General features: G+C 67.5%; 20 protein-coding genes. 3 read left to right on the plus strand and 17 right to left on the minus strand.

From position 1 onward, the window contains the following. Window positions 1-55 precede the first annotated feature (55 nt). From purM to JIM94_RS08810, 3 genes are all read right to left on the minus strand, one after another. A complete protein-coding gene (purM, locus tag JIM94_RS08800; RefSeq protein WP_200253388.1) occupies window positions 56-1120 on the minus strand; it encodes a phosphoribosylformylglycinamidine cyclo-ligase in 1065 nt (354 codons plus the stop codon). A 164-nt stretch (window positions 1121-1284) separates the two neighbouring features. Further along, entirely contained in the window at window positions 1285-2802 is a 1518-nt protein-coding gene (purF, locus tag JIM94_RS08805; protein WP_200253666.1) for an amidophosphoribosyltransferase, read from the minus strand. 87 nt (window positions 2803-2889) lie between these two features. Next, window positions 2890-3300 carry a sterol carrier family protein gene (locus JIM94_RS08810; protein ID WP_200253390.1) on the minus strand — a complete coding sequence of 137 codons (411 nt, stop codon included), beginning with the start codon at window positions 3298-3300 and terminating at the stop codon, window positions 2890-2892. Window positions 3301-3455: 155 nt separating this feature from the next. Between JIM94_RS08810 and JIM94_RS08815 the strand changes: the two genes are divergently transcribed. After that, window positions 3456-4421 carry an acyl-CoA thioesterase gene (locus JIM94_RS08815; protein ID WP_200253392.1) on the plus strand — a complete coding sequence of 322 codons (966 nt, stop codon included), beginning with the start codon at window positions 3456-3458 and terminating at the stop codon, window positions 4419-4421. Between the two features lie 16 nt (window positions 4422-4437). Here JIM94_RS08815 and trhA read toward each other — a convergent pair whose 3' ends face one another. Together trhA and JIM94_RS08825 are read right to left on the minus strand one after the other, a co-directional pair. After that, entirely contained in the window at window positions 4438-5127 is a 690-nt protein-coding gene (gene trhA / locus JIM94_RS08820) for a PAQR family membrane homeostasis protein TrhA (RefSeq protein ID WP_234039634.1), read from the minus strand. Window positions 5128-5376: 249 nt separating this feature from the next. After that, the gene (locus tag JIM94_RS08825; RefSeq protein ID WP_200253396.1) at window positions 5377-6078 is read right to left on the minus strand and encodes a DUF2334 domain-containing protein; all 702 of its coding nucleotides are present in this window, start codon (window positions 6076-6078) and stop codon (window positions 5377-5379) included. 150 nt (window positions 6079-6228) lie between these two features. Here JIM94_RS08825 and JIM94_RS08830 point away from each other — a divergent pair, with 150 nt between their 5' ends. Then, complete coding sequence (locus tag JIM94_RS08830; protein WP_200253399.1) at window positions 6229-6510, plus strand: hypothetical protein; 282 nt, start codon at window positions 6229-6231, stop codon at window positions 6508-6510. On the opposite strand, the gene JIM94_RS08835 is transcribed toward JIM94_RS08830, so the two are convergent. The 8 genes from JIM94_RS08835 to JIM94_RS08870 all read right to left on the minus strand — a co-directional run bounded on the left by JIM94_RS08835 (window position 6507) and on the right by JIM94_RS08870 (window position 18077). After that, entirely contained in the window at window positions 6507-7823 is a 1317-nt protein-coding gene (locus JIM94_RS08835) for a DUF2254 domain-containing protein (RefSeq protein ID WP_200253401.1), read from the minus strand. The genes JIM94_RS08830 and JIM94_RS08835 overlap by 4 nt on opposite strands. A 324-nt stretch (window positions 7824-8147) precedes the next feature. Continuing rightward, window positions 8148-10481 (minus strand): phosphoribosylformylglycinamidine synthase subunit PurL, encoded by a 2334-nt coding sequence (gene purL / locus JIM94_RS08840; RefSeq protein WP_200253403.1) that lies wholly within the window; start codon window positions 10479-10481, stop codon window positions 8148-8150. Between the two features lie 37 nt (window positions 10482-10518). Further along, complete coding sequence (gene purQ / locus JIM94_RS08845) at window positions 10519-11190, minus strand: phosphoribosylformylglycinamidine synthase subunit PurQ (protein ID WP_200253405.1); 672 nt, start codon at window positions 11188-11190, stop codon at window positions 10519-10521. A 5-nt stretch (window positions 11191-11195) separates the two neighbouring features. After that, complete coding sequence (gene purS, locus JIM94_RS08850; RefSeq protein ID WP_200253407.1) at window positions 11196-11435, minus strand: phosphoribosylformylglycinamidine synthase subunit PurS; 240 nt, start codon at window positions 11433-11435, stop codon at window positions 11196-11198. Window positions 11436-11596: 161 nt separating this feature from the next. Beyond that, window positions 11597-13387 (minus strand): alkaline phosphatase D family protein, encoded by a 1791-nt coding sequence (locus JIM94_RS08855; RefSeq protein ID WP_200253409.1) that lies wholly within the window; start codon window positions 13385-13387, stop codon window positions 11597-11599. A gap of 256 nt (window positions 13388-13643) precedes the next feature. Next, entirely contained in the window at window positions 13644-14123 is a 480-nt protein-coding gene (locus tag JIM94_RS08860; protein ID WP_200253411.1) for a glutathione peroxidase, read from the minus strand. Window positions 14124-14134: 11 nt separating this feature from the next. Continuing rightward, on the minus strand, window positions 14135-15580 hold the full coding sequence (locus JIM94_RS08865; RefSeq protein ID WP_200253413.1) for a cation:dicarboxylate symporter family transporter: 1446 nt from the start codon (window positions 15578-15580) through the stop codon (window positions 14135-14137). Window positions 15581-15905: 325 nt separating this feature from the next. Beyond that, window positions 15906-18077, minus strand: a complete 2172-nt coding sequence (locus JIM94_RS08870) for a S9 family peptidase (RefSeq protein WP_200253415.1) — start codon at window positions 18075-18077, stop codon at window positions 15906-15908. A 409-nt stretch (window positions 18078-18486) separates the two neighbouring features. Here JIM94_RS08870 and JIM94_RS08875 point away from each other — a divergent pair, with 409 nt between their 5' ends. Beyond that, complete coding sequence (locus tag JIM94_RS08875; RefSeq protein WP_200253417.1) at window positions 18487-20190, plus strand: SLC13 family permease; 1704 nt, start codon at window positions 18487-18489, stop codon at window positions 20188-20190. 100 nt (window positions 20191-20290) lie between these two features. Here the strand turns inward: JIM94_RS08875 and JIM94_RS08880 are convergent, their stop codons facing one another. From JIM94_RS08880 to JIM94_RS08895, 4 genes are all read right to left on the minus strand, one after another. Beyond that, complete coding sequence (locus JIM94_RS08880) at window positions 20291-21094, minus strand: ABC transporter ATP-binding protein (protein ID WP_410170855.1); 804 nt, start codon at window positions 21092-21094, stop codon at window positions 20291-20293. Then, window positions 21088-22113, minus strand: a complete 1026-nt coding sequence (locus JIM94_RS08885; RefSeq protein ID WP_200253668.1) for a FecCD family ABC transporter permease — start codon at window positions 22111-22113, stop codon at window positions 21088-21090. The genes JIM94_RS08880 and JIM94_RS08885 overlap by 7 nt, the downstream gene beginning before the upstream one ends. Window positions 22114-22232: 119 nt before the next feature. Continuing rightward, window positions 22233-23453, minus strand: coding sequence for an ABC transporter substrate-binding protein (locus tag JIM94_RS08890; RefSeq protein WP_200253421.1), 1221 nt, complete (start codon window positions 23451-23453; stop codon window positions 22233-22235). Between the two features lie 231 nt (window positions 23454-23684). Continuing rightward, on the minus strand, window positions 23685-24578 hold the full coding sequence (locus JIM94_RS08895; RefSeq protein ID WP_200253423.1) for a phosphoribosylaminoimidazolesuccinocarboxamide synthase: 894 nt from the start codon (window positions 24576-24578) through the stop codon (window positions 23685-23687). Between the last annotated feature and the right edge of the window lie 2 nt (window positions 24579-24580).

Raw genomic sequence — 24580 nt, forward strand, 5'->3', positions numbered from 1 at the left:
CGACTCCCCTGCGTCCGGGGAGAAGAGCGGGCGCCCGTTTCCGTGTTGGGGCCTACTACTGGTAGCTGCCCCTGAGGACGACCGCTTCGGTGTCGTTCTCCGTACGGGAGCGGACGGTTCCGAGTTCCCAGCAGTCGATGTGCCGCGCGGTGAGCATGGCGAGTGCCCGGTCCCGGTCCTGGGGTGCCACGACGGCAACCATGCCGACACCCATGTTGAAGGTCTTCTCCATCTCTTCCTGCGGGACCTTGCCGAGATCCGCGATGGTACGGAAGATCTGCGGCGGTGCCCACGTTCCCCGGGACAGCTCCGCGGTGAGCCCCTCGGGTATGACCCTGGCGAGGTTGCCCGCCAGCCCGCCACCCGTGACGTGGCAGAAGGTGTGCACGTCGCATTCGGCCGCGAGGGCGAGACAGTCGCGGGCGTAGATGCGGGTGGGCTCCAGCAGCTCCTCCCCGAGGGTACGGCCCAGTTCCTCGATGTGTCCGTCGAGCGGGAGTGCGGCCTTCTCCAGCAGGACGTGGCGCGCCAGGGAGTAGCCGTTGGAGTGCAGTCCGGAGGACGCCATGGCGATGACGACGTCACCCGTACGGACCCGCTCCGGGCCGAGGACGCGATCGGCCTCGACGACACCGACGGCGGTCGCGGAGACGTCGTAGTGCCCGGGTTCCATCACACCGGGATGTTCCGCGGTCTCACCCCCGAGCAGGGCGCAGCCGGCCTGGACGCACCCCTCCGCGATACCCGACACGATCTGGGCGACATGCTCGGGGACGACCTTGCCGATGGCGATGTAGTCCTGGAGGAACAGGGGCTCGGCGCCGCAGACCACGAGATCGTCGACGCACATGGCGACGAGGTCGATGCCGATGGTGTCGTGGACGTCCATGGCCTGCGCGACGGCCAGTTTCGTCCCGACACCGTCGGATCCGGCCGCGAGGAGGGGGTTCTCGTATTTACCGAGTGCGAACAGTCCGGCGAATCCGCCGATTCCGCCGCGTACCTCGGGCCGGGTGGCACGACGGGCCAGCGGGGCGATGAGCTCCACCGCCCGATCGCCGGCGGCGATGTCGACACCGGCTGCGGCATAGGAGGTGCCTTGCTCGTCATGTGGGCTCATGGTGCTTCGTCTTCTCCTGGACTCAATGGGGCTTACTGGGATTGCTGGGCGTCGCCGGGGCTGGCCGGAGGTCACCGCCGGAACTGTCCACGGTCCGGCGACGTACGTTTTTTCCGTTCCGGAGCCGATCGTAGAGCACTCGACCCCGGACGGGTGCACGCGGCTCAGTTCAGGGCGGGTTCCCCTGCGGGGTTCTGCAACTTCCGGACGAGATCCGCGTTGGGGTTCCCCTCGGGCATACCGAGCGGATAATGACCGTCGAAACAGGCGCAGCAGAGCTGCGTGTAGTCCTGGCGCGAAGCCTCCACCATGCGTTCGACGGAGACGTAGCCGAGGGAATCCGCGCCGATGGCCGTCCGCACGGAATCGATCATCTGCGCCTCGTCGTCCCCCTCCACGCAGTTCGCGAGGAGTTCCCCCGGACTGGCGAAGTCGATTCCGTAGAAGCAGGGCCACTTGACGGGAGGGGAGGCGATCCGGACGTGGACCTCCCGGGCGCCCGCCTCCCGGAGCATCCGGATCAACGCGCGCTGGGTGTTGCCGCGCACGATGGAGTCATCGACGACGACGAGGGAACGCCCCGCGATGACCTCCCGCAGTGGATTGAGCTTCAGCCGGATACCGAGCTGACGGATCGTCTGGGACGGCTGGATGAAGGTCCGCCCGACATAGGCGTTCTTCATCAACCCCTGGGCGAAGGGAATGCCGGAGGCCTCCGCGTAACCGACGGCCGCCGGCGTACCGGATTCGGGGACCGGCATCACGATGTCCGCCCCCTCGGCCGGATGGTCGGCGGCCAGCAGTCGACCGATCTCGACACGGGTGGCGTTGACGTTGCGCCCCCGGATCGTGGAGTCGGGCCGCGCGAGGTAGACGTACTCGAAGACGCAGCCCTTGTGTTCCACCGGCGCGAATCGCTCCGTACGGACACCGGAGGCGTCGATGGTGACCATCTCCCCCGGTTCTATGTCCCGGACGAACGACGCGCCGACGATGTCGAGGGCGGCGGTCTCGCTCGCCACGACCCAGCCGTTGTCCAGACGCCCGAGCGACAGGGGACGGACACCGTTACGGTCACGCGCGGCGTAGAGGGTGTTGCCGTCGGTGAACACCAGACAGAAGGCCCCCTCGATGCGCGGAAGGAGTTCACGCGCGGAGTCGAGCATGGTGCGCCCGTGGCCGATACGGTCCGCGAGCAGCGCCGTCATCACGTCGGAATCACTCGGTGCGGTCTCGGGATTGACGAGCTTCTTCTCCGCCGCCTCGTCGAGGAGCTGGAGGTAGTTGACGATGTTGCCGTTGTGACCGAGAGCGACGTCCGTGTCATCGGGCGCCATGCGGAACATGGGCTGCGCATTCTCCCAGCAGGCCCCACCGGCGGTGGAGTAACGGGTGTGACCGATCGCCAGGTCCCCCTTGAGTGCCTCGAGGGACTGCTCGTCGAACACCTGGGACACGAGCCCGAGATCCTTGAACACCACGATCTGGTCACCGTCGCCGACGGCGATGCCCGCCGCCTCCTGGCCACGGTGCTGAAGGGCGTAGAGACCGTAGTAGGTGAGTTTCGCGACGTCCTCACCGGGTGCCCACACCCCGAACACGCCGCACTCCTCGCGGGGCGGGTTCTCCCCGTGGTCATCGAGGTCGACCCGGCGGTTGGCGTTGGGCCGCTCGTCTGTCATCTCCGGCTTTTCACTGGCTGCCACATCGCATCATGGTAGCCGCCGCGACGTGCATCCCCCAACAATCGGGGGCGGTCGCCCAGCTGGTCATTCCCCCGGTCGGGACAGGTGGAGCACAGGCAACCACCGTTCCACCTCACGGGCCCGCGTCCCGGACACCTCCACACCCGGACACGCACGCAGCTCATCGAGGGTGACCAGTCCGCAGGCGAGCCGGAGCCAGGTGTGCGCGTCACACTCCACCACATTCGGCGGGGTACCCCGCGTGTGCCGGGGCCCCTCGATGCACTGGACCGCGACGAACGGCGGGACCCGCACCTCCACGCTCCTGCCCGGCGCGTCCGCGGCCAACGCCCGCGCGGTGAGCCGCACGGCGTCGGCGAGGGCACCGCGCGACGGTTGGGTGATGCCGTCCTCCACGGGATTTCCGCTGCGGATCCAGTCCGCCACTGCGGTGACGGCGGCGTGGACCGCCGCAGGTTCGGGTGTCTTGCTCATGTCTCCCGACTCTAGCGCCCCGGGGGTGCTCTCCGGGGTGTCCGCGGGCCGGCGCCCGGGACCCGGGCGGTGGTGCGACATTCCCACCGGAGCCGTCGGGGTGATTAGAGTGCAGGTGTCGTACATGCCACCCGAACCGAGGACGAGAACAACCGATGCCGCACCCCTCCCCCGCAGTCACGCTCCGTTTCCTGGCGAGCCCCACGGACATCATCACCGCCGGTGCGCACGGCGTGGACGGTGGGCGGGTCCTCGAGTGGATCGACAAGGCGGCGTACGCGTGCGCCACCGGGTGGTCCCGGACCTACTGCGTGACCGCGTACGTCGGACACATCCACTTCTCACGGCCGATCCCCTCCGGCCACATGGTCGAGGTGCGGTCCCGGATCGCGATGACGGGGCGGAGTTCGATGCACATCATCAACGAGGTGTACTCCGCGGACCCCCGCGAGGGGGTCTACACCAGGGCGTGTGACTGCCTGGTCATCTTCGTGGCCCGTGACGTGTCGACCGGGAAATCCCAGAAGGTGCCGGAGTTCGTGCCCTCCACGGAGCACGAGAAGCAGGTTCACGCGGCCGCGTTGTCGCGGATCGAACTGCGCAAGGCCATCGAGGAGGAGATGGCGAAGCAGACCTACGACGGTCCGAGTGAGGCACCCCGCCTGGTCACCCGGTTCCTGGCGAAGCCGACGGACGTGAACTGGGGTGGGAAGGTGCACGGTGGTACGGCGATGGAGTGGATCAACGAGTCCGCGACGGCCTGCACGATGGAGTGGTCGGGTGAGTCCACCGTCGCGGTGTACGCGGGTGGCATCCGGTTCTACCGGCCGATCAACATCGGTGACCTCATCGAGGTGGACACCCGACTGATGCGCACCGACGCCCGTTCCATGCAGACGTCCGTGCACCTGCGTGCGGGATCACCGCGAGGGGGCCGGGGGAGCCTGGAGACGGCCATCCACGCGACCGTGACGTACATCGGTGTGGACATCGACGGCAATCCGTTGCCCGCACGGCAGTTCACGCCGCGCACGGTGGAGGACCTCCGGTTGGCCGATCACGCCGCGAAGCTCCGCGAACTGCGCGCACGGTACCGTCCGCTGCCGCTGGTCAAACGCTGACGAGGTCCGACGGGGGCTAGAACGACGCAGTGGCCTGGGTGACGACGATCCACACGGCGACGAGGTGCGTGACGGCCGCGACGACCGTCGCCAGGTGGAACCACTCGTGGTACCCCATCCACCGGGCCTCCCGTCCCGGCCACTGGAAGGCGTAGATCAGGGCGCCGACGGTGTAGACGATGCCGCCCGCGAACAGCAGCCACACGACCGCTGCACCGGCCGAGGTCCAGAGCTGGGGTACGAGCGGGACTATCAGCCAGCCGAGAGCGAGATAGACGAGGACCCCCAGCCAGCGTGGATGGTGGATCCAGGCGAGGTTCATGATGACGGACACGGCGGCACCGCCCCACGCGACCGCGAGAATCCACCTCGCGGTTTCCGGCGGGAGGGCGATCAGGCAGAACGGCGTGTAGGTCGCGGCGATGAACACCGCGATGGTGGAGTGGTCCGCACGCCGCCACCAGAGGACGGTGGACGCCCGCTTCCAGGGGCCCAGATGATAGGCGGCGGACACACCGAAGAGAATGATGACACCGACGGCGTACACCATCACACCGAGCGCCTGCCACCAGGGCAGGCGGATCCAGGAGTAGGTGGCCAGCACGGAGCCGGAGAACACGGCGAGGATCGCCGCGAAGAAGTGGATCCAGCCACGACTCCCCGGCCGGGGCCCACGGTCGGTGCGCCAGACGGTGCGTGAGATCATCCCGTCGGCACGGACGGAGGCGGCGTTCACCTCGATGATCTCTTCTTCCGTGGTGCTGTTCTCCGCGTGCAGTGTGGAACGGCGTCCGCCCCCGTGCATGTGAGTGCTCCTCATTTTTCCGGTCTCGTCATCGTGTCCACGGAACGGCCCCCGGATACCCGGATGGACTCCGTCCACCCGACGAGCACCGATCCGGTGACAACGCTACGCTGATCCGCCGGTGGTGTGCCAGACGTGCTTCCCCGGTCCTCACAGCACCGGGGCGTCGACGAGCAGGTCCCCGATCGAGTCAGCCGGAGCGTATCCGGCGTCCAGGGCGGCGTGCACGACCGACAGCAGACTGTCCAGGACCGCGGGTTCCGCCAGCCGACAGGCCGCGGTGGAAAGCCGGACACTGTGTCCCGTGGCTATCTGACGTGCACTGACCCTGCGGACGCTGCGTCGCCACCACCGGGCGGCACCGAACCCCTCGCCGAACGCGAGGACCGGGACGGCGCAGACCGCTCCGGTCCGCAGGTCCTGCACGCCGTTGAGATCGGAGAGGACGGTGAACCCGAATTCCGGCAGGACTTCGCGCGTCCCGTCGGACAGGATCCATTTCGGCGGGGAGAAGATGTCCGTCGTCAGGTCCATCGCCGCCATCTGCCGGCACGCGGCGGTCAACCGGAGCCTGGCCTCGTGCGCGGGGAGCTCGGCGAACTCGGACCGTCGCCCCCGGACGGACTGGTCGAGCCCCGCGAGAACGATCTCGGCACCGGCGTCCCGCTGTTCCCGGATGAACCCGAGCACGTCGGGGTGTCTGCGCAGAGCCCAGTCCCGGGAGCAGTGCGGCGCGACCCGTAGTGCGGGACGGACACCGTGGCGGGCCAGCCCGGAGATCAGCGCGCGGGCGTCACCGAGGTTCTCCGACCGGAGGGATGAGAGTGACAGGGAGAGCATCGGCCGGTTCATGCGGCCCATCCTTCCACTCCCGTGTAAATGTCCGGTGAGGGCGGAATGAACAACCGGTTTCACCGCCGGTGGCCACATCCCGGGACACCGGCGGTGGGTTATAGTCACCGCGACAGGAAAGAAGAGACACACCGACGAGGAACGGGGCCGATGAACCAGTCGATCCACGCGATGAGCCTGCTGCGTGATGCCGGAGGTCTCGGATTGTCCGGCCTCGTCCTGATGCTGCTGTTCATCGCCATGCCCGTGACCGCGCTCAGGATGGAACTCCGCCGCGACTCAGACCCGCTCCGGTTGATCCTGGTCTTTTCTCTGGTCACGCTGCTTCCGGGCATCGGTTTCCTGATCTGGTACGTCGTCCACCGGCGGGAACAGCTGCGGGACCTGAGGGACGCGGCACTCACGGAGGACGACGGCACCACCACCGGCTAGTCCCCGACGACATCCGCCCCACGTGCCCGCCGCGCACAGGCCTTCCGGGCCCTGCGGTACCGCAGCCGGATGTCCTCCAGGTCCCCGGCGTTCGTCACGGTCCGCCGGGCGTCGTCCCACACCAGATCGACGTGCCGTCTCAGATGGTCCAGACGTTTCCGCGCGGTGACGATGCCCGCGACATCCCCCAGCCGCTCCAGCAGCCGGATGTACACGGCCGTGCATCCCGTGGCATTCTGCCGCAACTGGTGGAACATCGTGTCCACGAGACCTTCGAAGGTGGTCACGTCGAACTCCACGCGGAGGGTCCCGTTCCGGGAGATCACCCCACGGGGCAGTTCACGGTTCTCCAGACGGGCGAGCGACTCCGCGAAGCGGTCTATCACGCCCATGGCGGTGAACGGATCATTCGTGCCGGGGCTCAGCGCCCGGACCCCGACCTCCAGGAGCTGATTCACCGAGAACTCGAGGTCCTGTGAGTCGTCCCTGCTGGAACCGAGAAGCAGGCAGTCCGTGATCCCCTCCGGCACGTCTCCCCCGTGGACGACGCGGGCGATCTCCGAACCGGTGAGAAGATAGTTTCCCGGACGGACGAGCAGCTGAACGACGCAATCGTGTTTCTCCGCGATGTCGGCGAGGCGGGGATAGTCGACCTGCTGGACGTAACCGCCCCGTTCGGTGAACACCGACGTCGCCGCGCCGTCGAAGAACCCGTCCCCGGCACGGGGGACGTCGCCCTGTTCCTCGGCGGCCTCCGTACCCCTCTCGAGTGCCCGGGACAGATCCCCGGTGAGGAGATTGACCACACGGGTCATGTTGATGGACTGGGCCATGTGGTTGATGTAGTAGACGAGGAACCCGACGCACAGCGCGGCGTAGATCATCGCCGCGCTGACGTTGTAGTGCGGGATGAAGATCGTGTCTCCGGTGCCCGCGGACACCGCCCGCAGGCTGAACAGCGAGAACGCGAAGGTGGCGAGGAAGATTCCCAGGGTCGCCTGGATGCCCCGGTCCGCGAGGAAACTGTGCAGCAGCCTGGGCCCCATCGTGGAGATCACCGACGACAGAGCGGCGATGGTGATGGAGAACAGCGTGCCCGCCACGCCGATGGACATTCCCGTCATCGCCGACAGCAGACTCCGGGCACCTGATTCACCCCCCGCGTACACGAACGCCAGGGACCCGGGGACACCGAGGTGACGCTCCAGGACGATCAGCGCCTGGGCCAGCGCCACCGAGAACAGCACCATGACGGCGGGCAGGAACCAGAACAGACCGAACGCACGGACGAGACGGTGCCGGAGGAAACTCATGGGGTGAGTGTATCGGCGACGGACCGATCATCCGTCGGCCTGTTCCCCGGCCCTCCTTCGACCATGGAACGGGGGTGTGGGTGCCGTGGGTGCCGCGGTATTCCGGTGCGCCGGACGACTGGCGGACACCGCCCGCAGGAATGGCATGAGGTAATCCGGACACGCCCACGGTCGCTCCCGCTCCGGGGCCCCGTGCCGGGAACGCCGCGTCACGGACGCGGATGTTCACCGTGCCGGAAGACGTCGTTCCCGTACACGCCGGAGCGGGCCGGAACCCGATGTGGTTCCGGCCCGCTCTCCCGCACCTGAAATCGAATGCCGGGGCTACTCCACCACGGAGTTCGCTCCAACGGCGTGGCCGAAGATTCCGGGCAGGGTCGCCTGCCATGCCTCGCGCAGTTCGGTGACCGAGACCTCGAGGTCCACTCCACCGCTGACGCGGATGAGTGCGGCGTCGCCGAGCTCGGTGGTGGTGCCGAGCCTGGTGAACGGAACACCCCTGACGCCGGCGCGGCGCTCGAGTTCCTCGGCGTCCTCCGGGGCGCAGGCGACGAGGACGCGGGACGCGGACTCGGAGAACAGCGCCACGAAGGGGTTGTCGTGAACGCCCGAGAGGTCGATGTCGAGGCCGATGCCGGTGTCCCGGCGGGCGGTCATCGCGAGCTCGGCCAGCCCCTGTGCGAGCCCGCCCTCGGAGAGGTCGTGCGCGGCGGTGATGACGGGTGTTTCGCCGCCGTCGACGGTCTGTGCGGAGAGGAGCGCGCATAGCGCGGCCTCGTCGGCGAGATCCACGGCCGGGGGCATGCCGGCGAGCTGGTCGTGGTTGACCTGCTGCCAGATGGAGCCGCCGAACTCGTCGCGGGTCTCGCCGAGGAGGTAGAGCACCTCGCCGCCGTCGACGGTGCCGAGCTCGTGCCCGATGCGACGTTCCACGTCGTCGATGACGCCGAGGACGCCGACGACGGGGGTCGGGAGGATCGGCTCGGTGCCGGTCTGGTTGTAGAAGCTGACGTTGCCGCCGGAGACCGGGATGCCGAGTTCGACGCAGCCGTCGGCCAGGCCGTGGACGGCCTCGCGGAACTGCCACATGACGTCGGGGTTCTCGGGGGAACCGAAGTTGAGGCAGTTCGTCACGGCGACGGGGCGGGCACCGGTGACGGCGACGTTGCGGTACGCCTCGGCGAGCGCGAGGCGGGCACCGGTCTCCGGGTCGAGCTTGGTGTAGCGTCCGGAGGCGTCCGCGGAGACCGCGACACCGCGACCGGTACTCTCGTCGATGCGCAGCACGCCGGAGTCGGCGTTGCGGGCGAGCACCGTGTTGCCGCGGACGTAGCGGTCGTACTGCTCGGTGATGAACGCGCGGGAGCACAGCGCCGGGGAGGAGATCATCCGCATCCAGGCGTCGTGGATCGCGGCGGAGTCGGTGGGCCTGTCCACCTCGACGGGCCGCTGGAGGTCGTCCTGCCAGTCGGGGCGGGCGAAGGGGCGCTCGTAGACGGGGCCCTGGTGGGCGATGGTGTGCGCGGGGGCGTCGACGACGGTCTCCCCGCGGTGGGTGATCACGAGGTGGTCGTTGTCGGTGACCTCGCCGATCTCCGCGCAGGCGACGTCCCAGTGGGCGCAGATCTCGAGGAAGCGTTCGACGTTCTCGGGTGCGACGACGGCGCACATGCGTTCCTGCGACTCGGAGGCGAGGATCTCGGCTGCGGTCATGTTCTCGGCGCGCAGGGGCACGGCGTCGAGGTTGACGAGCATGCCGCCGTCACCGGCGGCGGCGAGTTCACTGGTGGCGCAGGACAGGCCCGCGCCGCCGAGGTCCTGGATGCCGACGACGACACCGGCGCGGTAGAGGTCGAGGCAGCACTCGATGAGGACCTTCTCGGCGAAGGGGTCGCCGACCTGCACGGCGGGGAGCTTGCGCTCGGCGCCCTCCTCGAAGGTGTCGGAGGCCAGCACGCTGACGCCGCCGATGCCGTCGAGGCCGGTGCGGGAGCCGAAGAGCATGACCTTGTTGCCCAGCCCGGAGGCGAAGGCGAGTTTGAGGTCCTCGGTCTTCAGGGTTCCCACGCACAGGGCGTTGACGAGGGGGTTGCCGGCGTAGGAGGCGTCGAAGACGGTCTCGCCGCCGATGTTCGGCAGGCCGAGGCAGTTGCCGTAGAAGCTGATGCCGTCGACGACACCGGGCAGGACGCGGGCGGTGTCGGGGGCGTCGGCGGGGCCGAAGCGCAGCTGGTCCATGACGGCGATGGGGCGGGCACCCATGGCCATGATGTCGCGCACGATGCCGCCGACGCCGGTGGCCGCGCCCTGGTGGGGCTCGACGTAGGAGGGGTGGTTGTGGGATTCGACGCGGAAGGTGACGGCGTGGCCGTTCCCGATGTCGACGACGCCGGCGTTCTCACCGATGCCGGCGAGAATCTTGGAGTTCATCTCGTCGGTGGTGGTCTCCCCGAAGTAGCGGAGGTGCACCTTGGAGGATTTGTAGGAGCAGTGTTCCGACCACATGACGGAGTACATGGCGAGCTCGGCGTCGGTGGGGCGGCGGCCGAGGATCTCCTTGATCCGGGCGTACTCGTCGTCCTTGAGCCCGAGACTGGCGTAGGGCTGTTCGGCGTTCGGGTCGGCGGTGGCGGCGTCGACGGTGTCGTTGAAAGTCATGGTGTTTTTCTCCGGTGTCCTTCTCGTGGTGGCGCGGTCAGGCACCGATGTGGCTGATGGCGGACAGGAACAGTTCCAGGCCGTCGGTGGATGGTCCGGTGAGCTTCTCGACGGCGTGCTCCGGGTGCGGCATCAGGCCGACGACACGGCCGTCGGCGCTGCTGACGCCGGCGATGGCGTTGACGGAGCCGTTGAAGTTGTCGGTGTAGCGGAACACCACGCGCCCCTCGTCCTCCAGCATCTTCACGGTCTCGGCGTCGGCCTGGAACCGGCCCTCGCCGTGTTTGGCGGGGATGAGGATCTTCTGGCCCTGTGCCAGCGTGTTGGTCCAGGCGGTGTCCGCGTTGGCGACCTCGAGGTGGGTGTCCACGCAGTGGAAGTGCAGGCCCTCGTTGCGGGTCAGCGCCCCGGGGAGGAGGTGGGCCTCGGTGAGGATCTGGAAGCCGTTGCAGATACCGAGGACGGGCATGCCCTTGTGCGCGGCGTCGACGACCGCACGCATGACGGGCGCCAGCGCGGAGATGGCGCCGCTGCGCAGGTAGTCGCCGTAGGAGAATCCGCCGGGGACGACGACCGCGTCGACGCCCTTCAGGTCCTCGTCGGCGTGCCAGAGTTCGTGGACCTCGGCGCCGGCGATGCGGGCCGCGCGGGCGGCGTCCACGTCGTCGAGGGTTCCGGGGAAGGTGATGACACCGATTTTCGCAGCCACCGGGCTCACGCCTCCCCGCGGACGATGGTGAACGTCTCGATGACGGTGTTCGCGAGCAGGGTCTCCGCGAGGTGGTTCAGCTGCCCGTCGGTGACGGTGTCGTCCACCTCGAGCTCGAAGCGCTTGCCCTGTCGGACGTCCGTGACGCCGTCGATTCCGATTCGGCCCAGGGCACGGTGCACGGCCTGTCCCTGGGGATCGAGGATCTCTGCCTTCGGCATCACATTCACAACTACACGGGCCACGGTGTGTCAGCTCCCTATTTCACTGGTGTCAGGGGTGGTTCCGGCCCACGCGCCGTGGGCCGGGGATAACGGCACCAAGACTACCGGCTACCGGGGCGTTCACACAGCTGTGAGGGGGTGCTTCCGGTGGTGCCGGGCGCACCGGACGTCTTCCCCGCCCGTCACCCGAACGCCGACGACGCGGCGTCGACCGGTGCACCCACCGGATACACACCGGGACGTCCCGCCGCGGTGGCGTAGCTCTGCGCCCAGTAGGACACGGCCTGCGGGTCGAGGACGGTGGTGGTGTGGTGCCAGTCGGCCTGGGTGCGTTCGGGTGTGACATCGACGCAGAGATACCCGTGGTAACGCAGGTCGATCCACTTGAACCAGGGGCAGAGGTCGCGCAGTGCCCGCTGTGCCGGTTCCATCGCGGGGCCGGTCACGGCCTCAAGTTCCCGGTTCTTCGTGACCGTGTCGAACACCGACGCTCCGGTGATCGAGGGCGCGATGAATTCCGCGGCGACGCTGTCTCCCCCGCGCATCCGGCGGTAGGTGAAGGCGTCCCGGGGGATGTCGGCGGCCCAGGAGGTGTGGATGTCGCCGGTGAGGAACACGACGTCGGTGCGCCCGGCGGCGGTGATGGCGTCGATGAGTTTCTGCCGTTCAGCCATGTAGCCGTCCCACTGGTCGGTGTTCACCGCCAGTCCGTTCGGGGGGATGCCGAGCTGGTTGACCAGCCAGTCGTGGATGGTGGGGTCGAGGGTGTCGGGGATGGTCATGGGGGCGAACATGACCTCGTTGCCGATCATCTGCCACTGCGCGGTCGATGTGGTGACGGCGGTGGTGAGCCAGTCGAACTGGGTCTGGCCGAGCATGGATCGACCGTCGCGGCCGACCGCCCGGAGGAAGTCCGGGTCGGTGATTCCCGAGAGGCTCTGCTCCACCTGGACGTCCCGGTAACTGCGCAGGTCGGGGATGATGAGCTCCATCAGTGAACCCCACCGCAGGGTGCGGTACAGGTGCCGGTGGTCCGCGGACCCCTGGGTGCGGACGGGCATCCACTCGAAGTAGGCGCGGGTCGCGGCCGACTTGAGTGCGGCGAACTCCGCACCGGACCAGGCGTTGTCCCCCGTTGCTCCGTCGCTCCAGGTGTTGTCGGCGAATTCGTGGTCGTCCCAGATGCAGACCATCGGCTTCGCGGCGTGCAGATCGGCGAGATGCGGATCGCGGTGGTAGCAGCCCTGACGGATCCGGTAGTCCGTGAGACTCACCGTACGGTGCGGTGGCTGCACGGGCCGTATGACGCTGCCGTAGGTTCCGGTGTACCCGCCGCTCTCGTACTCGTAGGTGTAGTCACCCAGGTGCAGGACGAACTCGATGTCGTCACGCGCGGCCATGTCGCGGTAACCGAGGAAGTGTCCGGCCTCGTAGTTGGCGCAGCTTGTCACACCGAAACGGACGTTGCGCGGCCGGGTGTACGCCCCGGGGGCGGTGCGGGTTCGTCCCGTCCTGGAGACCGCACCCGCAGCGGGACCGTCGAGGACGGTGAAGCGGTAGAAGTATGTCGTGGCGGGTTCCAGTCCGGTGACGTCGACCTTGACGGTGTGGTCGAAGGCGGTCCCGGTGTGCTCGCGCCCGCTGCGCACGATGCGGGTGAACACGGGGTCGAGGGCGACGTCCCACCGCACGGCGGTGGTGTCACCGAGACCGGAGCCGGGTGTCGCCTCGGGCACGGGGGTGACACGGGTCCAGATGATGACGGCGTCCGGGAGGGGGTCACCGGAGGCGACGGAATGCAGGAAGACCGGATTCCCGGGGGATTCCGGGTCCGCGTGGGCGGTTCCGCCGGTCGCGGCGAGCCGGGCGCCCGCGAGGGCCGCACCGGCGAAGGCCGTGCCCCTGAGGAAGGCACGGCGGTCGAGACCGCGTGCGGTGTCCGGGTTGTACTGAGGTCGGGTGGCGTGCTGCATTCTCGGATCCCCTGGGCTGGTCCGTCGGGTGGCTTGTCCCGGGGACCGTGTCCATCCGGGATACCGCAGCACGGTAACAATCCCGAGGGGTCGAGAATCACGCTTTTTTGCAGGTCACCAACGTTTCCCAGGGAGCTTCACCCGGGTGGTGGCGATGTTTCACCGGACATTCACCCGGGCGTTCGTCCCGGGTAACTGTACGGGGGTGGGCGGACCCGCCGGAGGAGGCGTCACACGTCTGCCCCGCATCGACGGATCAGATCGGGAGGTTCGCCTCGATCAGTTCGATGATCTCGTCGTCCTCCGGATCGGTCCGGGGGTCGAAGCGCCCGAGGACCTCCCCCGCCTCATCGACGACGAACTTCTCGAAGTTCCAGGAGATGTCCTCCCCACCGGTCTCCTTCTTGAGGAAGGTGTACAGCGGGTGCTCGTTCTCCCCGTTCACGTCCGTCTTGGCGAGCAGCGGGAAGGACACCCCGTACGTCGAGGAGCAGAACCCTGCGATCTCCCCGGCGTCGCCCGGTTCCTGCGCGCCGAACTGGTTGCAGGGGACACCGATGACGAAGAAGCCGCGCATGCGGAATTCGTCGTAGATGTCCTGCAGTCCCTCGTACTGTCCGGTCAGACCGCACTCGCTGGCGGTGTTGACGATGAGCAGGACGTGACCGGCCCAGTCGGCCATGGTGGTGTCACGGCCGTCGAGGGTGGTCACGGGAATGTCGTGGAGGGAACTCATGTCCTCCGAGTCTAGTGGTTCCGGTAGGCGTCCAGGTCCACCTGCGGGGTGGGCTGGAGCCGTTCCGTGGCTGGGTTGACCACGGTCGGGTTCTTCAGGTCGACGGTGTCGTCCACCTCGGACTCGATGTAGGGGATCTTCCCGTCGAGCACGTCATGGACGCGCTGACTGTCGATCGTTCCGGTCCAGCGTCCGACCAGCAGGGTGGCCACGGCGTTGCCGGAGAAGTTGGTCAGGGCGCGGGCCTCGGACATGAACCGGTCGATGCCGACGATGATGCCGACCCCGTCGAGGAGCTCGGGGCGGTGGGACTGCAGGCCGGCGGCGAGGGTGGCGATACCCGCACCGGAGACGCCCGCTGCCCCCTTGGACGCGATGATCATGAAGACGAGCAGGCTGATCTGCTCGCCCATGGCGAGCGGCTTGTTCATCGCGTCGGAGATGAAGATCGAGGCCATGGTGAGGTAGATCGCGGTGCCGTCGAGGTTGAAGGAGTAACCGGTGGGGACGACGATGCCGACGGTGGGCTTCTCGACACCGATGTGCTCCATCTTGCGCATGAGGTTCGGCAGGGCGGACTCGGAGGACGACGTCGCGACGATGAGCAGGTACTCGCGGGCCAGGTACTTCGCGAGCTTGAAGATGTTGAAGCCGCCGAAGACGCGGAGGACGGCGCCGAGGACACCGAAGATGAAGATCACGCAGGTGATGTAGAAGGCGATCATGAGGATCGCGAGCTGCTTGACCGCGTCGATGCCGGTCGCGCCGACGACTCCGGCGATGGCACCGAACGCGCCGATCGGGGCGAGCCACAGGATCATCGTCAGCATCTTGAAAACGAGCTTCTGCAGGTGCGCGATGCCCGCGAGGATCGGCTCCCCGGTGCGTCCGAGGGACTGGAGGGCGAACCCGACGAGGAGGGCGATGAAGAGGGTCTGGAGGACGGAGCCTGAGGTCAGCGCGGAGAAGATCGTCTCGGGGATGATCGACTGGATGAAGCCGATGGTGCCGCCGCCGTGCTCGGCCTTGGACGCGAAGCTCTGGCCGGCGTCCCGGGTGGCCTCGATGTTCAGGCCGTCACCGGGCTGGATCAGGTTTCCGACGACCAGACCGATGCCGAGGGCGAAGGTGGACATCGTGATGAAGTAGGTGAGCGCGATGCCACCGGCCCTGCCGACGGAGGCCGCCGCGCGGACGGAACCGATGCCGAGGACGATGGTGCAGAAGATCACCGGGGAGATCATCATCTTGATCAGGGACACGAACATCGTGCCGACGACCTTGAAACCGGCTGCGGCGTCAGGGGCGACCAGACCGAAGGCGATGCCTGCGACGACGGCGACGATGACCGCGATGTAGAGCCAGTGGGTGCTGTCCTTCTTCGTCTTCGGTTCCGCGATACGCGGGCCGGAGGCGGTGGGCCCCTGCGCGACGGGCAGGGAACCGGATTGCGTCATGGGAGGTCCATTCATGAGCGGGGCCGGGGACTGACCCCGGCCCGTGGTGGGTTGGTACGTGGCCGGAGCACGTCCGGCGATGTCGTGACAGTACGCCCACGACCACCCCGGGGCAAAGCCCCCGGAACCGAATCCCCTACCCCGACGAGGGGAGAGCCGATCATCACGGTCCACGACCTGCTCAGACCCGGCAGCAAAAACGCTGTACCCAGGGGGTATGACGAAAAATACCCCCTTCCCCACAGCCCCCTCACACACCCCCATGCGGGGCCGGCACCCTCACGCCAACCGGGCACGAACGGACGCCGGCACGCGCCACTCCGGACTACTCGGTGCGGCCCGTCGCCTGGTGGATCAGCCAGGCGTACTCGAACGCGGTCTGCCGCCAGCGCTCGTAGCGGCCGGAGACCCCGCCGTGCCCGGCCGACATCTCCGTGCGGAGCAGGAAATCACCCGATGTCGCGGTGACGCGGAGCTTCGCGATCCACTTCGCCGGTTCGACGTAGAGCACCCGGGTGTCGTTCAGCGAGGTCACGGCGAGGATGTTCGGGTACGGCTTGGCGCCGATGTTCTCGTAGGGGGCGTAGGAGGCCATGTACTCGTACGCGGCCTTGTCGTGCAGCGGGTCCCCCCACTCCTCCCACTCGGTGACGGTGAGCGGCAGTTCCGGCATCAGCATGCTGGTCAGGGGGTCGACGAACGGCACGACGGCCTCGATCGCCCGGAACCGGTCACCTCCCATGTTCGCGACCGCGCCCATGAGCAGACCGCCCGCGGACCCGCCGAGGGCGACGAGCCGGTCGCGGGTGGTCACGCGTCGGTCCAGGAGGTCGTCCGCGACGTCGATGAAGTCGGTGAAGGTGTTCTTCTTCGACATCGTCTTGCCGTTGTCGTACCAGAGGCGGCCCATCTCCCCGCCGCCGCGGATGTGGGCGAAGGCGGTGATCATGCCGCGGTCGAGCATCGACAGCCAGGACACCGAGAAGCCGGGGTCCATGGAGGATTCGTAGGACCCGTACCCGTAGAGCAGCGTCGGGTTCGGGCGGGTCAGGTCGAGATCGGTGCGGTGCAGGAGTGACACGGGGATGCGGGCACCGTCGCGGGCCGTGACCCACAGGCGCGTGGCCGTGTAGTCCCGCGGGTCGTAGCCGCCGCGGACCTCCTGCTCCTTCAGCAGCACCCGTTCGCCGGTGGCGACGGTGTGGTTGTACAACTGGGCCGGGGTGACGAAGGAGGTGTAGCTGAGCCGGATGACGGGGGCATCCCACTCGGGCTGCCCGCCTGCGCCGACGCTGCTCAGTTCCTCGTCGAAGCGAATCTCCTCGAAGGTGCCGTACCCGTCGACGTCATCCAGCCGCATGACCGCGACCCGGCCGATGGCCCCGGCGCGGTAGGCCAGGACGATGAAGTCACGGTAGGTGTCCACACCCTCGATCCGGACGTCGTCACGGTGCGGCACCAGCTGGCACAGCGAGCGCAGGTCCGTGAGCTCCCCGACGGCGCACTCCCCGACGGCGAAGTTCGGGCCGTCGGCGTTGTGGGTGACCAGCCAGCGGTCCTCGCCGCCGACGACCGCGTGGTCGACGTCGTACTCGATGCCGTTCTCACGCGGCAGCAGACACCGGAACTCCCCCGTCGGGTCGTCCATGTCCAGCACCCAGGTCTCGCTCGTGGTCTTGGATCCGGTGCTGATGATCACGAACCTCTCGCTGCGGGAGGTCCCGACGCCCGTCCAGAACCGTTCGTCCGGCTCGTGGAACACCCGTACGTCGTCCTCCATCGGGGTACCGACCCGGTGCCGCCAGACGGAGTCCGGCCGCCAGGCCTCGTCGACGCGCTGGTAGAAGATGTGGTCCTCCCCCACCCAGGTCGCACCGTAGGAGATACCCTCCAGCCGGTCGTCGAGGAGCTGACCGGTCTGCAGGTCCTTGATCCGGAGGGTGAAGCGCTCGTCACCCGCGGTGTCCACCGAGTAGGCGAGGTAGCGGCCGGAGCGGGTCACGCTCGACGCCCCGAGGGCGAAGAAATCGTGCCCCTCGGCGAGTTCGTTGCAGTCGAGGATGACCTCCTCCCCGTCGAGCGTGCCGCCCTCGGGGATCGCCGGTGGCACCCAGGCGTCGGCCCCGGGTTCGGCGGGCACCCGGCAGGAGATGCCGTAGCTCGATCCCTCGACGGTCCGACCGAAGTACCACCAGCCGCCGGCACGTGTGGGGACGGACATGTCCGTCTCCTTCACCCGGGACTTTATCTCGGTGAAGATGTTTTCCCGCAGTTTCTCCAGGTCGGCGGTCATCGCGTCGGTGTAGGCGTTCTCCGCACGCAGATGGTCGAGGGTCTCCTCCGAGTCCTTGTCCCGCAGCCACTCGTAGTCGTCCACGAGGCGGTGTCCGTGGTGCTCCCGGATGACCGGGTGCCGGGCCGCCAGCGGTGGCCGCAGCGGGGCGCCTCCGGTGTTCGTCTCGTTCGATCCTCTTGCTCCGGAATCAGCGTTGTCCATTCCGTCGATGCTACCCGTGTCCACCGGGCGTACGTCACCGGAGGAAGAGTCCGGACACAGGCCCGACGGATGCCCGTTTCTCAGCTCCGGAACAGTGTCGGCTCAGAAAGCCTCCACCCCCTCACGCCACCCCCTCCCTTTCCGCTGCAATTGGGACTGACCACCACTTTCGCAGCACTTTTGAGACCTGCGCCATACTGCAACATCGACTGTTAACTGTCAAACACGCGCTCACGATACATTTATTTCGAACACCGTCTAGCAAGGACGCAGACGGAATACCCGCAGCGAAGTGACAGAACCGGACAGGGGGCGACCTGCGGAATGTCCGGTTCCGTCGGTCACCGTCCCGTCGTGGACACCGACACCGCGGGTATCCCCTGTGACACCCACAGTTGAAAGAGGCGCCATGTCCAAACAGATCGACAACATCGGTGACCACGAGTCCATCGTGTCGCACCCCTATCTTTCGGCGAAGTCGCACGGTGACGTCGACCCGTTCGAGCACCACGACATCGGACCCGGCGCACCCGAGAAATCCCCGGGACAGGAGGCCGAGGCCTCCGATCCGCGGGAACTGGTCCGGCAGCGGATCGGCCTCGTCGCCGGTGTGCTGGTCGCGGCCCTGGTCTACTGGATCATGCCGCAGGATTCCACGACCCACGAGATGCGTTCCACCGCCGCGATCGCCGCGCTCATGGGCGTGTGGTGGATGACCGAGGCCATCCCGATCCCGATCACGGCCCTCCTTCCCCTGGTCCTGTTCCCGGCGTTCAACGTCGCCAAGATCAAGGAGTTCTCCGGGGCCTACACCTCCTCGGTGATCTTCCTCTTCATGGGCGGGTTCATGCTCGCGCTGGCGATGCAGCGGTGGAACCTGCACCGGAGGATCTCCCTGCACATCGTGAAGGCGATGGGAACGTCCTCCGCCACGATCATCCTGGGATTCATGATCGCCACCGGATTCCTGTCGATGTGGGTGTCCAACACCGCGACCGCCGTGATGATGCTCCCCATCGGTGTCTCCGTCCTGACGCTGATCAACAACAGCCTCGACGCGGACAAGCGCCGCGAGCTGGGCGAGGATCCCGCGGCCCTGGACGATTCCGAGGGCGGCCCCGCGGAACCGCCGAAGACCAATTTCGGCATCGCCCTGATGCTCGGCATCGCCTACGCCGCGTCCATCGGTTCACTGGGCACCATCATCGGCACTCCGCCGAACACCCTGCTCGCCGGCTACATGGCGGACCAGGGGCACCCCATCGGGTTCGGCGAGTGGATGCTGGTCGGTGTGCCGCTCGCGGTCGTCCTCATGCTCGTCTGCTGGTTCGTGCTCGTGAAGGTCCTGTTCAAGCCCGAGGTCGACCACATTCCCGGCGGCCGGGAGATGATGGACCGTGAGCTGAAGGCCATGGGGTCGATGTCCGCCGGTGAGAAACTCGTCGGCGTCATCTTCGTCCTCGCCGCCGTCTCCTGGATCGGCATCCCCCTCCTCTTCAAGGACACGACCTTCGCCGGAAACTTCAGCGCCGCGGTGATCGCCATGGTCGTGGGCATCCTGCTGTTCATCATTCCGGCGGACCTGAAGAAGGGCACTCCGCTGCTGGACTGGCACACCGCCCTCGAACTGCCCTGGGGCGTCCTCCTGCTCTTCGGTGGTGGTCTGGCGCTGTCCAAGCAGTTCTCCGGAACCGGACTGTCGGAGTGGATCGGTACCCGTGTCGGCTCCCTGGACAACCTGCCGATCTTCCTCCTGATCCTCGTCGTCGCCGGCATCGTCCTGATCCTGACGGAGTTCACCTCCAACACGGCGACGGCGGCCACCTTCCTCCCGGTCGTCGGCGGTGTCGCCGTCGGTCTCGGGATGAACCAGATGTACCTGGCGATCCCCGTCGCCCTGGCCGCCACCTCCGCCTTCATGCTTCCCGTGGCCACGCCGCCGAACGCCATCGCCTACGGTTCCGGCTACGTGTCCATGAACAACATGGTCAAGACCGGTGTCTGGTTGAACATCATCGCGCTCGTCCTCATCACGGCTCTCGTGATGACCATCGGTGTCGCGGTGTTCGACCTGAACACCCCGCTGCCCCCGGCCCCCGCACCCGCCGGCTGACGGTGACCCGAACAGACCGCAAACGGCGCCCCTCCCCCGATGACCGGGGAGGGGCGCCGTTTTCTTCCGTCCACGTTCCGGCGGTGGAACGTGGACGGAATCAGCCCGCGACGGGGGCGACGACGGGGACACCGCCGTGGTCGAGGATCTCGGCGTCGACGCCGTACACCTCAGAGAGGAGACCGGGGGTCAGGACGGTACGGGGCGCCCCCTGCGCGATGACCCGCCCGCCCCTCATGACCAGGAGTTCGTCACAGAAGCGCGCCGCGAGGTTGATGTCGTGGATCGCGGTGAGCGCGACCGCACCGGTCTCCCGGGCACGTCTCCGGATGACGTCCAGGAGGAACAGCTGCCGATGGAGATCGAGTGCGGAGGTCGGTTCATCGAGGAGCATCACGTCCGGGTCGCTGACCATCATCTGGGCCACGGCGGTCAACTGACGTTGTCCGCCGGAGAGTTCCGAGATGTAGCGTCCCGCAAGATCCCCGATGGACAGTTCCGTCATCACACGACTCGCCAGCTCCACGGCGGGTGTCCCGGTGATCTTCACCGAACACGCCCGTCGCGCCGCCACGAGAACCGTCTCGAAGGCGGTCAACGCGGCGGTGTCCGGCAGATCCTGGGGAACGTAGCCGATGACGCGACGGAGATCCCGTCCCTCGTGGACCCTACCTTCCACGGTGGCCCGGAGACGCCCACCCGTGGTCCGGTGAACGCCGGCGATCGCCTTGATGAGGGTTGATTTCCCGGATGCGTTGGGGCCGAGCAGACCGACGACGTGGCCTCCGTGGACGGGTTCCGTGGTGAAGTTCTCGATGACACGGCGACGCCGGTAGCCGACGGTCACATCGTCGAGTTCGAGCGTGACGCGGGGGGTCGAACGGGGATTTTGTCGCGTCACCACACCGACCTCCTGCGTGACATGACGATGGCGATGAACCCGGGCACACCGACCAGTGCGGTGATGATGCCGATCGGGATCGCCACCCCCGGGACGATCAGCAGACTGACGGCGTGGGCCGCGGAGAGCATGAGCGCCCCGGAGGCCAGTGACGCGGGAACGAAGTAGCGCTGGTCCTCCCCGACCAGGGTGCGCGCGATGTGGGGTCCGACCAGACCGACGAAACCGATCACCCCGGAGAACGCCACCGTGGTCGCGGCGATCAGCGAGACGATCACCAGAACCACGACGCGGAGCCGGGCGACGTTGACACCCATCGCGCTGGCGCGGGCGTCGCCGAGACGGAGCGCGGTCAACCGCCAGGAGAGAACGGCGAAGATGGGGAGGGAGATCCCCAGAACGACGGCCATGATGAGATTTCCCGCCCAGGTCGCACGGGTCAGGGAACCCATCGTCCAGAACACGATCTGCTGGAGCGCCTCGGTCGTCGCCCGGTACTGCATGAGGGCGAGCAGCGCCTGGAACAGGAACACCAGGGCGATCCCGAGGAGGATCATGCTCTCCGCGCTGGCTCCGCGCACGACACTGGCGACGACGATCAGGCCGGTGGCGGCGATGGCGGCGACCCAGGCGGTCGCCGCGAGGTTGAACTGGGGCTGGTCGATGACGACGATGCCGAGGACGATGGCGGCGGCGCCACCGAATGCGGCCGCCGCCGACACCCCGAGGGTGAAGGGTTCCGCGAGGGGGTTACCCAGAATGGTCTGCATCTGGGCACCCGCGAGGGAGAGCCCCATACCGACGAGCAGCGCCATGACGGACATCGGGAGCCGCAGGTCCCAGAGGACGGTGCGTTGGGTGGGGGTGAGGGAGTCGGGACTGATGAGTCCGGTGACGACGTCCCGGGGTCCGAGGTCGATGGGCCCGACGACGGTGGAGACGATGAACGCCGCGAGGGCGAGGAGCGTGAGTACCGCGATGGTGAACCAGCGGATCCTGGTGACTCTGCGGTGATCGGCGATGAGGCGGGGGACGGTCGGGGACGGTTGAGGGGTTCTGGAGACCGCCGCCCCGTCGGACGCGGTCTCCGACGGGGCGGCGGTGCGGCTGCGTGAGCTCACTGTTCGGTGGTTCCTCCGGCTCAGTTGACGCCGATGAAGAAGGTGCCGTCGGCCGTGAAGGGGAGGTAGCGGCTGTTCGCGTCCCTCAGATCCGCCACCGGGTCGATGTCGCTGAACTTGTCGGGGTGGATCCACTTGCCGAACTGTTCGAGCGCGATGTAGTTGAACGGTGAGTCGTAGAACTGGTGCCACACACCGTAGAACCGGCCCTCTCCGGGGGCGTTGAGCTCGTTGAGGCCGGGTGTGTCGAGCAGGCCCTTCAGGGTGTCGCGGGAGGTGTCCGGGCTGACACCGTAGCCGAGATCCACGTGGGGGACGGCCTGGGGCTTGTCGTTCTGCTTGGCCCAGGTTCCGCCGGTGGCGATGATGATCTCGGGCTGTTCGTCGATGAGCTTCTCGGCGGTGATGTCGCCGGATTCCGTGTCGATGATGTGGTCGGCGAGGTTGTCGCCGCCGGCGAGACTGATCATCTCACCGAGGTTCGCCTTGGCGACGGTGTTGCAGCAGTCCTTCAGCCCGGCCGCGCGCCAGAGGAAGGTGGAGGGTTTCCGGTCGACGTCGGCGACCCGTTCCTTCACGCGTTCGACGACACCGTTCCATTCCTCGTTGAAGGACTCCGCGGCGTCCTTCCTTCCGAACAGTTCACCGAGTGCGGTGACCGAGACGGTGGTGTTCGTCATGGGGTGCTGGCGGAAGTCGGTGACGATGTAGGTGATTCCGGCGGCGTCGAGCTTGTCCAGCATGCCGGTGGTCTTCGCGGCGTCGTAGTGGTCGGCGGTGATGACGAGGGCATCGGGGTCGTGGGAGATGAGGTTCTCGACCGTGACGTCGCCCTTGGCGATGTTGCCGATCTCCGGGACCTCGCCCGCCTTCGGGTAGGCCGCGACGAGGTTGTCGAAGTAGGCGGGGGCGGCCGCGCGGAGGTCCGACCCCATGGCGACGACCTTGTCCAGCGGATCCTCCCTGTCGAGGATGGCGGTCGCGAAGATGCCGCGCCCCTCACCGAGGATGATGCGTTCGGGCAGGCTGTCGAAGGTGACGGTACGGCCCTCGACGTCGGTGATCGTGATCTGACCGTCCGCGGCGGCGCGGGTGGCTGACGTGGCGGCGGTCGTGCCGCTTTCCGTCGCGGCGTTCTCGGTCGTTCCGGCCGCGTCACCGTCGCCTGCTCCGCTGCATGCGGTGAGGACGAGTGCGGTGGCGAACAGTGCGGTGCCTGCGGCCGTGTGTCGGGTCTTCATTTTTCTCCTGTGCTCAAGAAAGAGGGCCACGGGTGTGTCGACCGCTGATGCGGTCGACCCCGGGGCCGGGTGCACAGCCATGCTAAGTCCGTAAGCCTCGCCTACATAAGTGCAGGCGTGCCTAATTACCCCGTTTGGGGTGCTTCACCCGTGATTCCCCCGACACGGCGAAACCCCGCCGCAGCCGCGCCCCGGACGCGACCACAACGGGGAGGGGGGAGAAACCAGGGGTCAGACGCAGCAACCGATCCAGTTGCCGAATTTCTCCCCGGACACCCGCTCGTACGCCTCGATGTAACGTTCCCGGGTGGCCTCGACCACACCCCCCGGCAACGGCGGAGGCTGGGTGTTCGACGATTTGTCCCAGCCTGATTTCGGGCCGGTCAACCAGTTGCGGACGAACTGCTTGTCGAAACTGGGCTGGACCTTGCCCTCCTCGTACTCGTCGGCGGGCCAGTAGCGGGAGGAGTCCGGGGTGAGGACCTCGTCGGCGAGCACGAGGTTGCCGTCCCCGTCGACACCGAACTCGAACTTGGTGTCCGCGAGGATCAGATCGTGCTCGAGGGCGATCTCCGCCGCACGGGTGTATATCGCGAGGGTCGCGTCACGGAGCTCCTTCGCGCGCGCCTCCCCGAGACGCTCGGCAACCTCCTCGAAGGTGACGTTCTCGTCGTGGTCACCGAGCTCGGCCTTCGTCGCCGGGGTGAAGATCGGCCGGGGGAGGCGCGAGGACTCCCGCAGCCCGTCGGGAAGTTCGATCCCGCTGACGGACCCGGTCTCCTGGTACTCCGCCAGAGCCGATCCGGTGAGGTACCCGCGGGCGACACACTCGAAGGGGATCATCTCCAGCTTCCGGCACACGAGAGCCCGACCGAGAACCTCCTCCGGGATACGTTCATCGTCGATGGGGCCCGCGAGATGGTTGGGGAAATCGATGGCGTCGAAGAACCAGACGCTCATCGCCGTCAGGATGCGGCCCTTGTCGGGGATCTCGGTGTCGAGGATGTGGTCGTACGCGGAGATGCGGTCAGACACGACCATGAGCAGGTTGTCCTCGTCGATCTCGTAGATCTCGCGGACTTTTCCCGCCGAGAGGTGGTTGTACTGGGAGAGTTCGGGGCGCATGA

The organism is Corynebacterium pygosceleis, assembly GCF_016595275.2.
GTDB lineage: Bacteria > Actinomycetota > Actinomycetes > Mycobacteriales > Mycobacteriaceae > Corynebacterium > Corynebacterium pygosceleis.

What these genes read in the sequence shown, in the direction of transcription:
- JIM94_RS08815 (WP_200253392.1), top strand. Translation starts at nt 3,456, where the DNA reads ATGCCGCACCCCTCCCCCGCAGTCACGCTCCGTTTCCTGGCGAGCCCC.
- JIM94_RS08890 (WP_200253421.1), bottom strand. Translation starts at nt 23,453, where the DNA reads ATGAAGACCCGACACACGGCCGCAGGCACCGCACTGTTCGCCACCGCA.
- purM (WP_200253388.1), bottom strand. Translation starts at nt 1,120, where the DNA reads ATGAGCCCACATGACGAGCAAGGCACCTCCTATGCCGCAGCCGGTGTC.
- purF (WP_200253666.1), bottom strand. Translation starts at nt 2,802, where the DNA reads ATGACAGACGAGCGGCCCAACGCCAACCGCCGGGTCGACCTCGATGAC.
- JIM94_RS08810 (WP_200253390.1), bottom strand. Translation starts at nt 3,300, where the DNA reads ATGAGCAAGACACCCGAACCTGCGGCGGTCCACGCCGCCGTCACCGCA.
- JIM94_RS08860 (WP_200253411.1), bottom strand. Translation starts at nt 14,123, where the DNA reads ATGAGTTCCCTCCACGACATTCCCGTGACCACCCTCGACGGCCGTGAC.
- JIM94_RS08865 (WP_200253413.1), bottom strand. Translation starts at nt 15,580, where the DNA reads ATGACGCAATCCGGTTCCCTGCCCGTCGCGCAGGGGCCCACCGCCTCC.
- purL (WP_200253403.1), bottom strand. Translation starts at nt 10,481, where the DNA reads ATGACTTTCAACGACACCGTCGACGCCGCCACCGCCGACCCGAACGCC.
- JIM94_RS08830 (WP_200253399.1), top strand. Translation starts at nt 6,229, where the DNA reads ATGAACCAGTCGATCCACGCGATGAGCCTGCTGCGTGATGCCGGAGGT.
- JIM94_RS08870 (WP_200253415.1), bottom strand. Translation starts at nt 18,077, where the DNA reads ATGGACAACGCTGATTCCGGAGCAAGAGGATCGAACGAGACGAACACC.
- JIM94_RS08835 (WP_200253401.1), bottom strand. Translation starts at nt 7,823, where the DNA reads ATGAGTTTCCTCCGGCACCGTCTCGTCCGTGCGTTCGGTCTGTTCTGG.
- JIM94_RS08895 (WP_200253423.1), bottom strand. Translation starts at nt 24,578, where the DNA reads ATGCGCCCCGAACTCTCCCAGTACAACCACCTCTCGGCGGGAAAAGTC.
- JIM94_RS08875 (WP_200253417.1), top strand. Translation starts at nt 18,487, where the DNA reads ATGTCCAAACAGATCGACAACATCGGTGACCACGAGTCCATCGTGTCG.
- trhA (WP_234039634.1), bottom strand. Translation starts at nt 5,127, where the DNA reads ATGATCTCACGCACCGTCTGGCGCACCGACCGTGGGCCCCGGCCGGGG.
- JIM94_RS08825 (WP_200253396.1), bottom strand. Translation starts at nt 6,078, where the DNA reads ATGAACCGGCCGATGCTCTCCCTGTCACTCTCATCCCTCCGGTCGGAG.
- JIM94_RS08855 (WP_200253409.1), bottom strand. Translation starts at nt 13,387, where the DNA reads ATGCAGCACGCCACCCGACCTCAGTACAACCCGGACACCGCACGCGGT.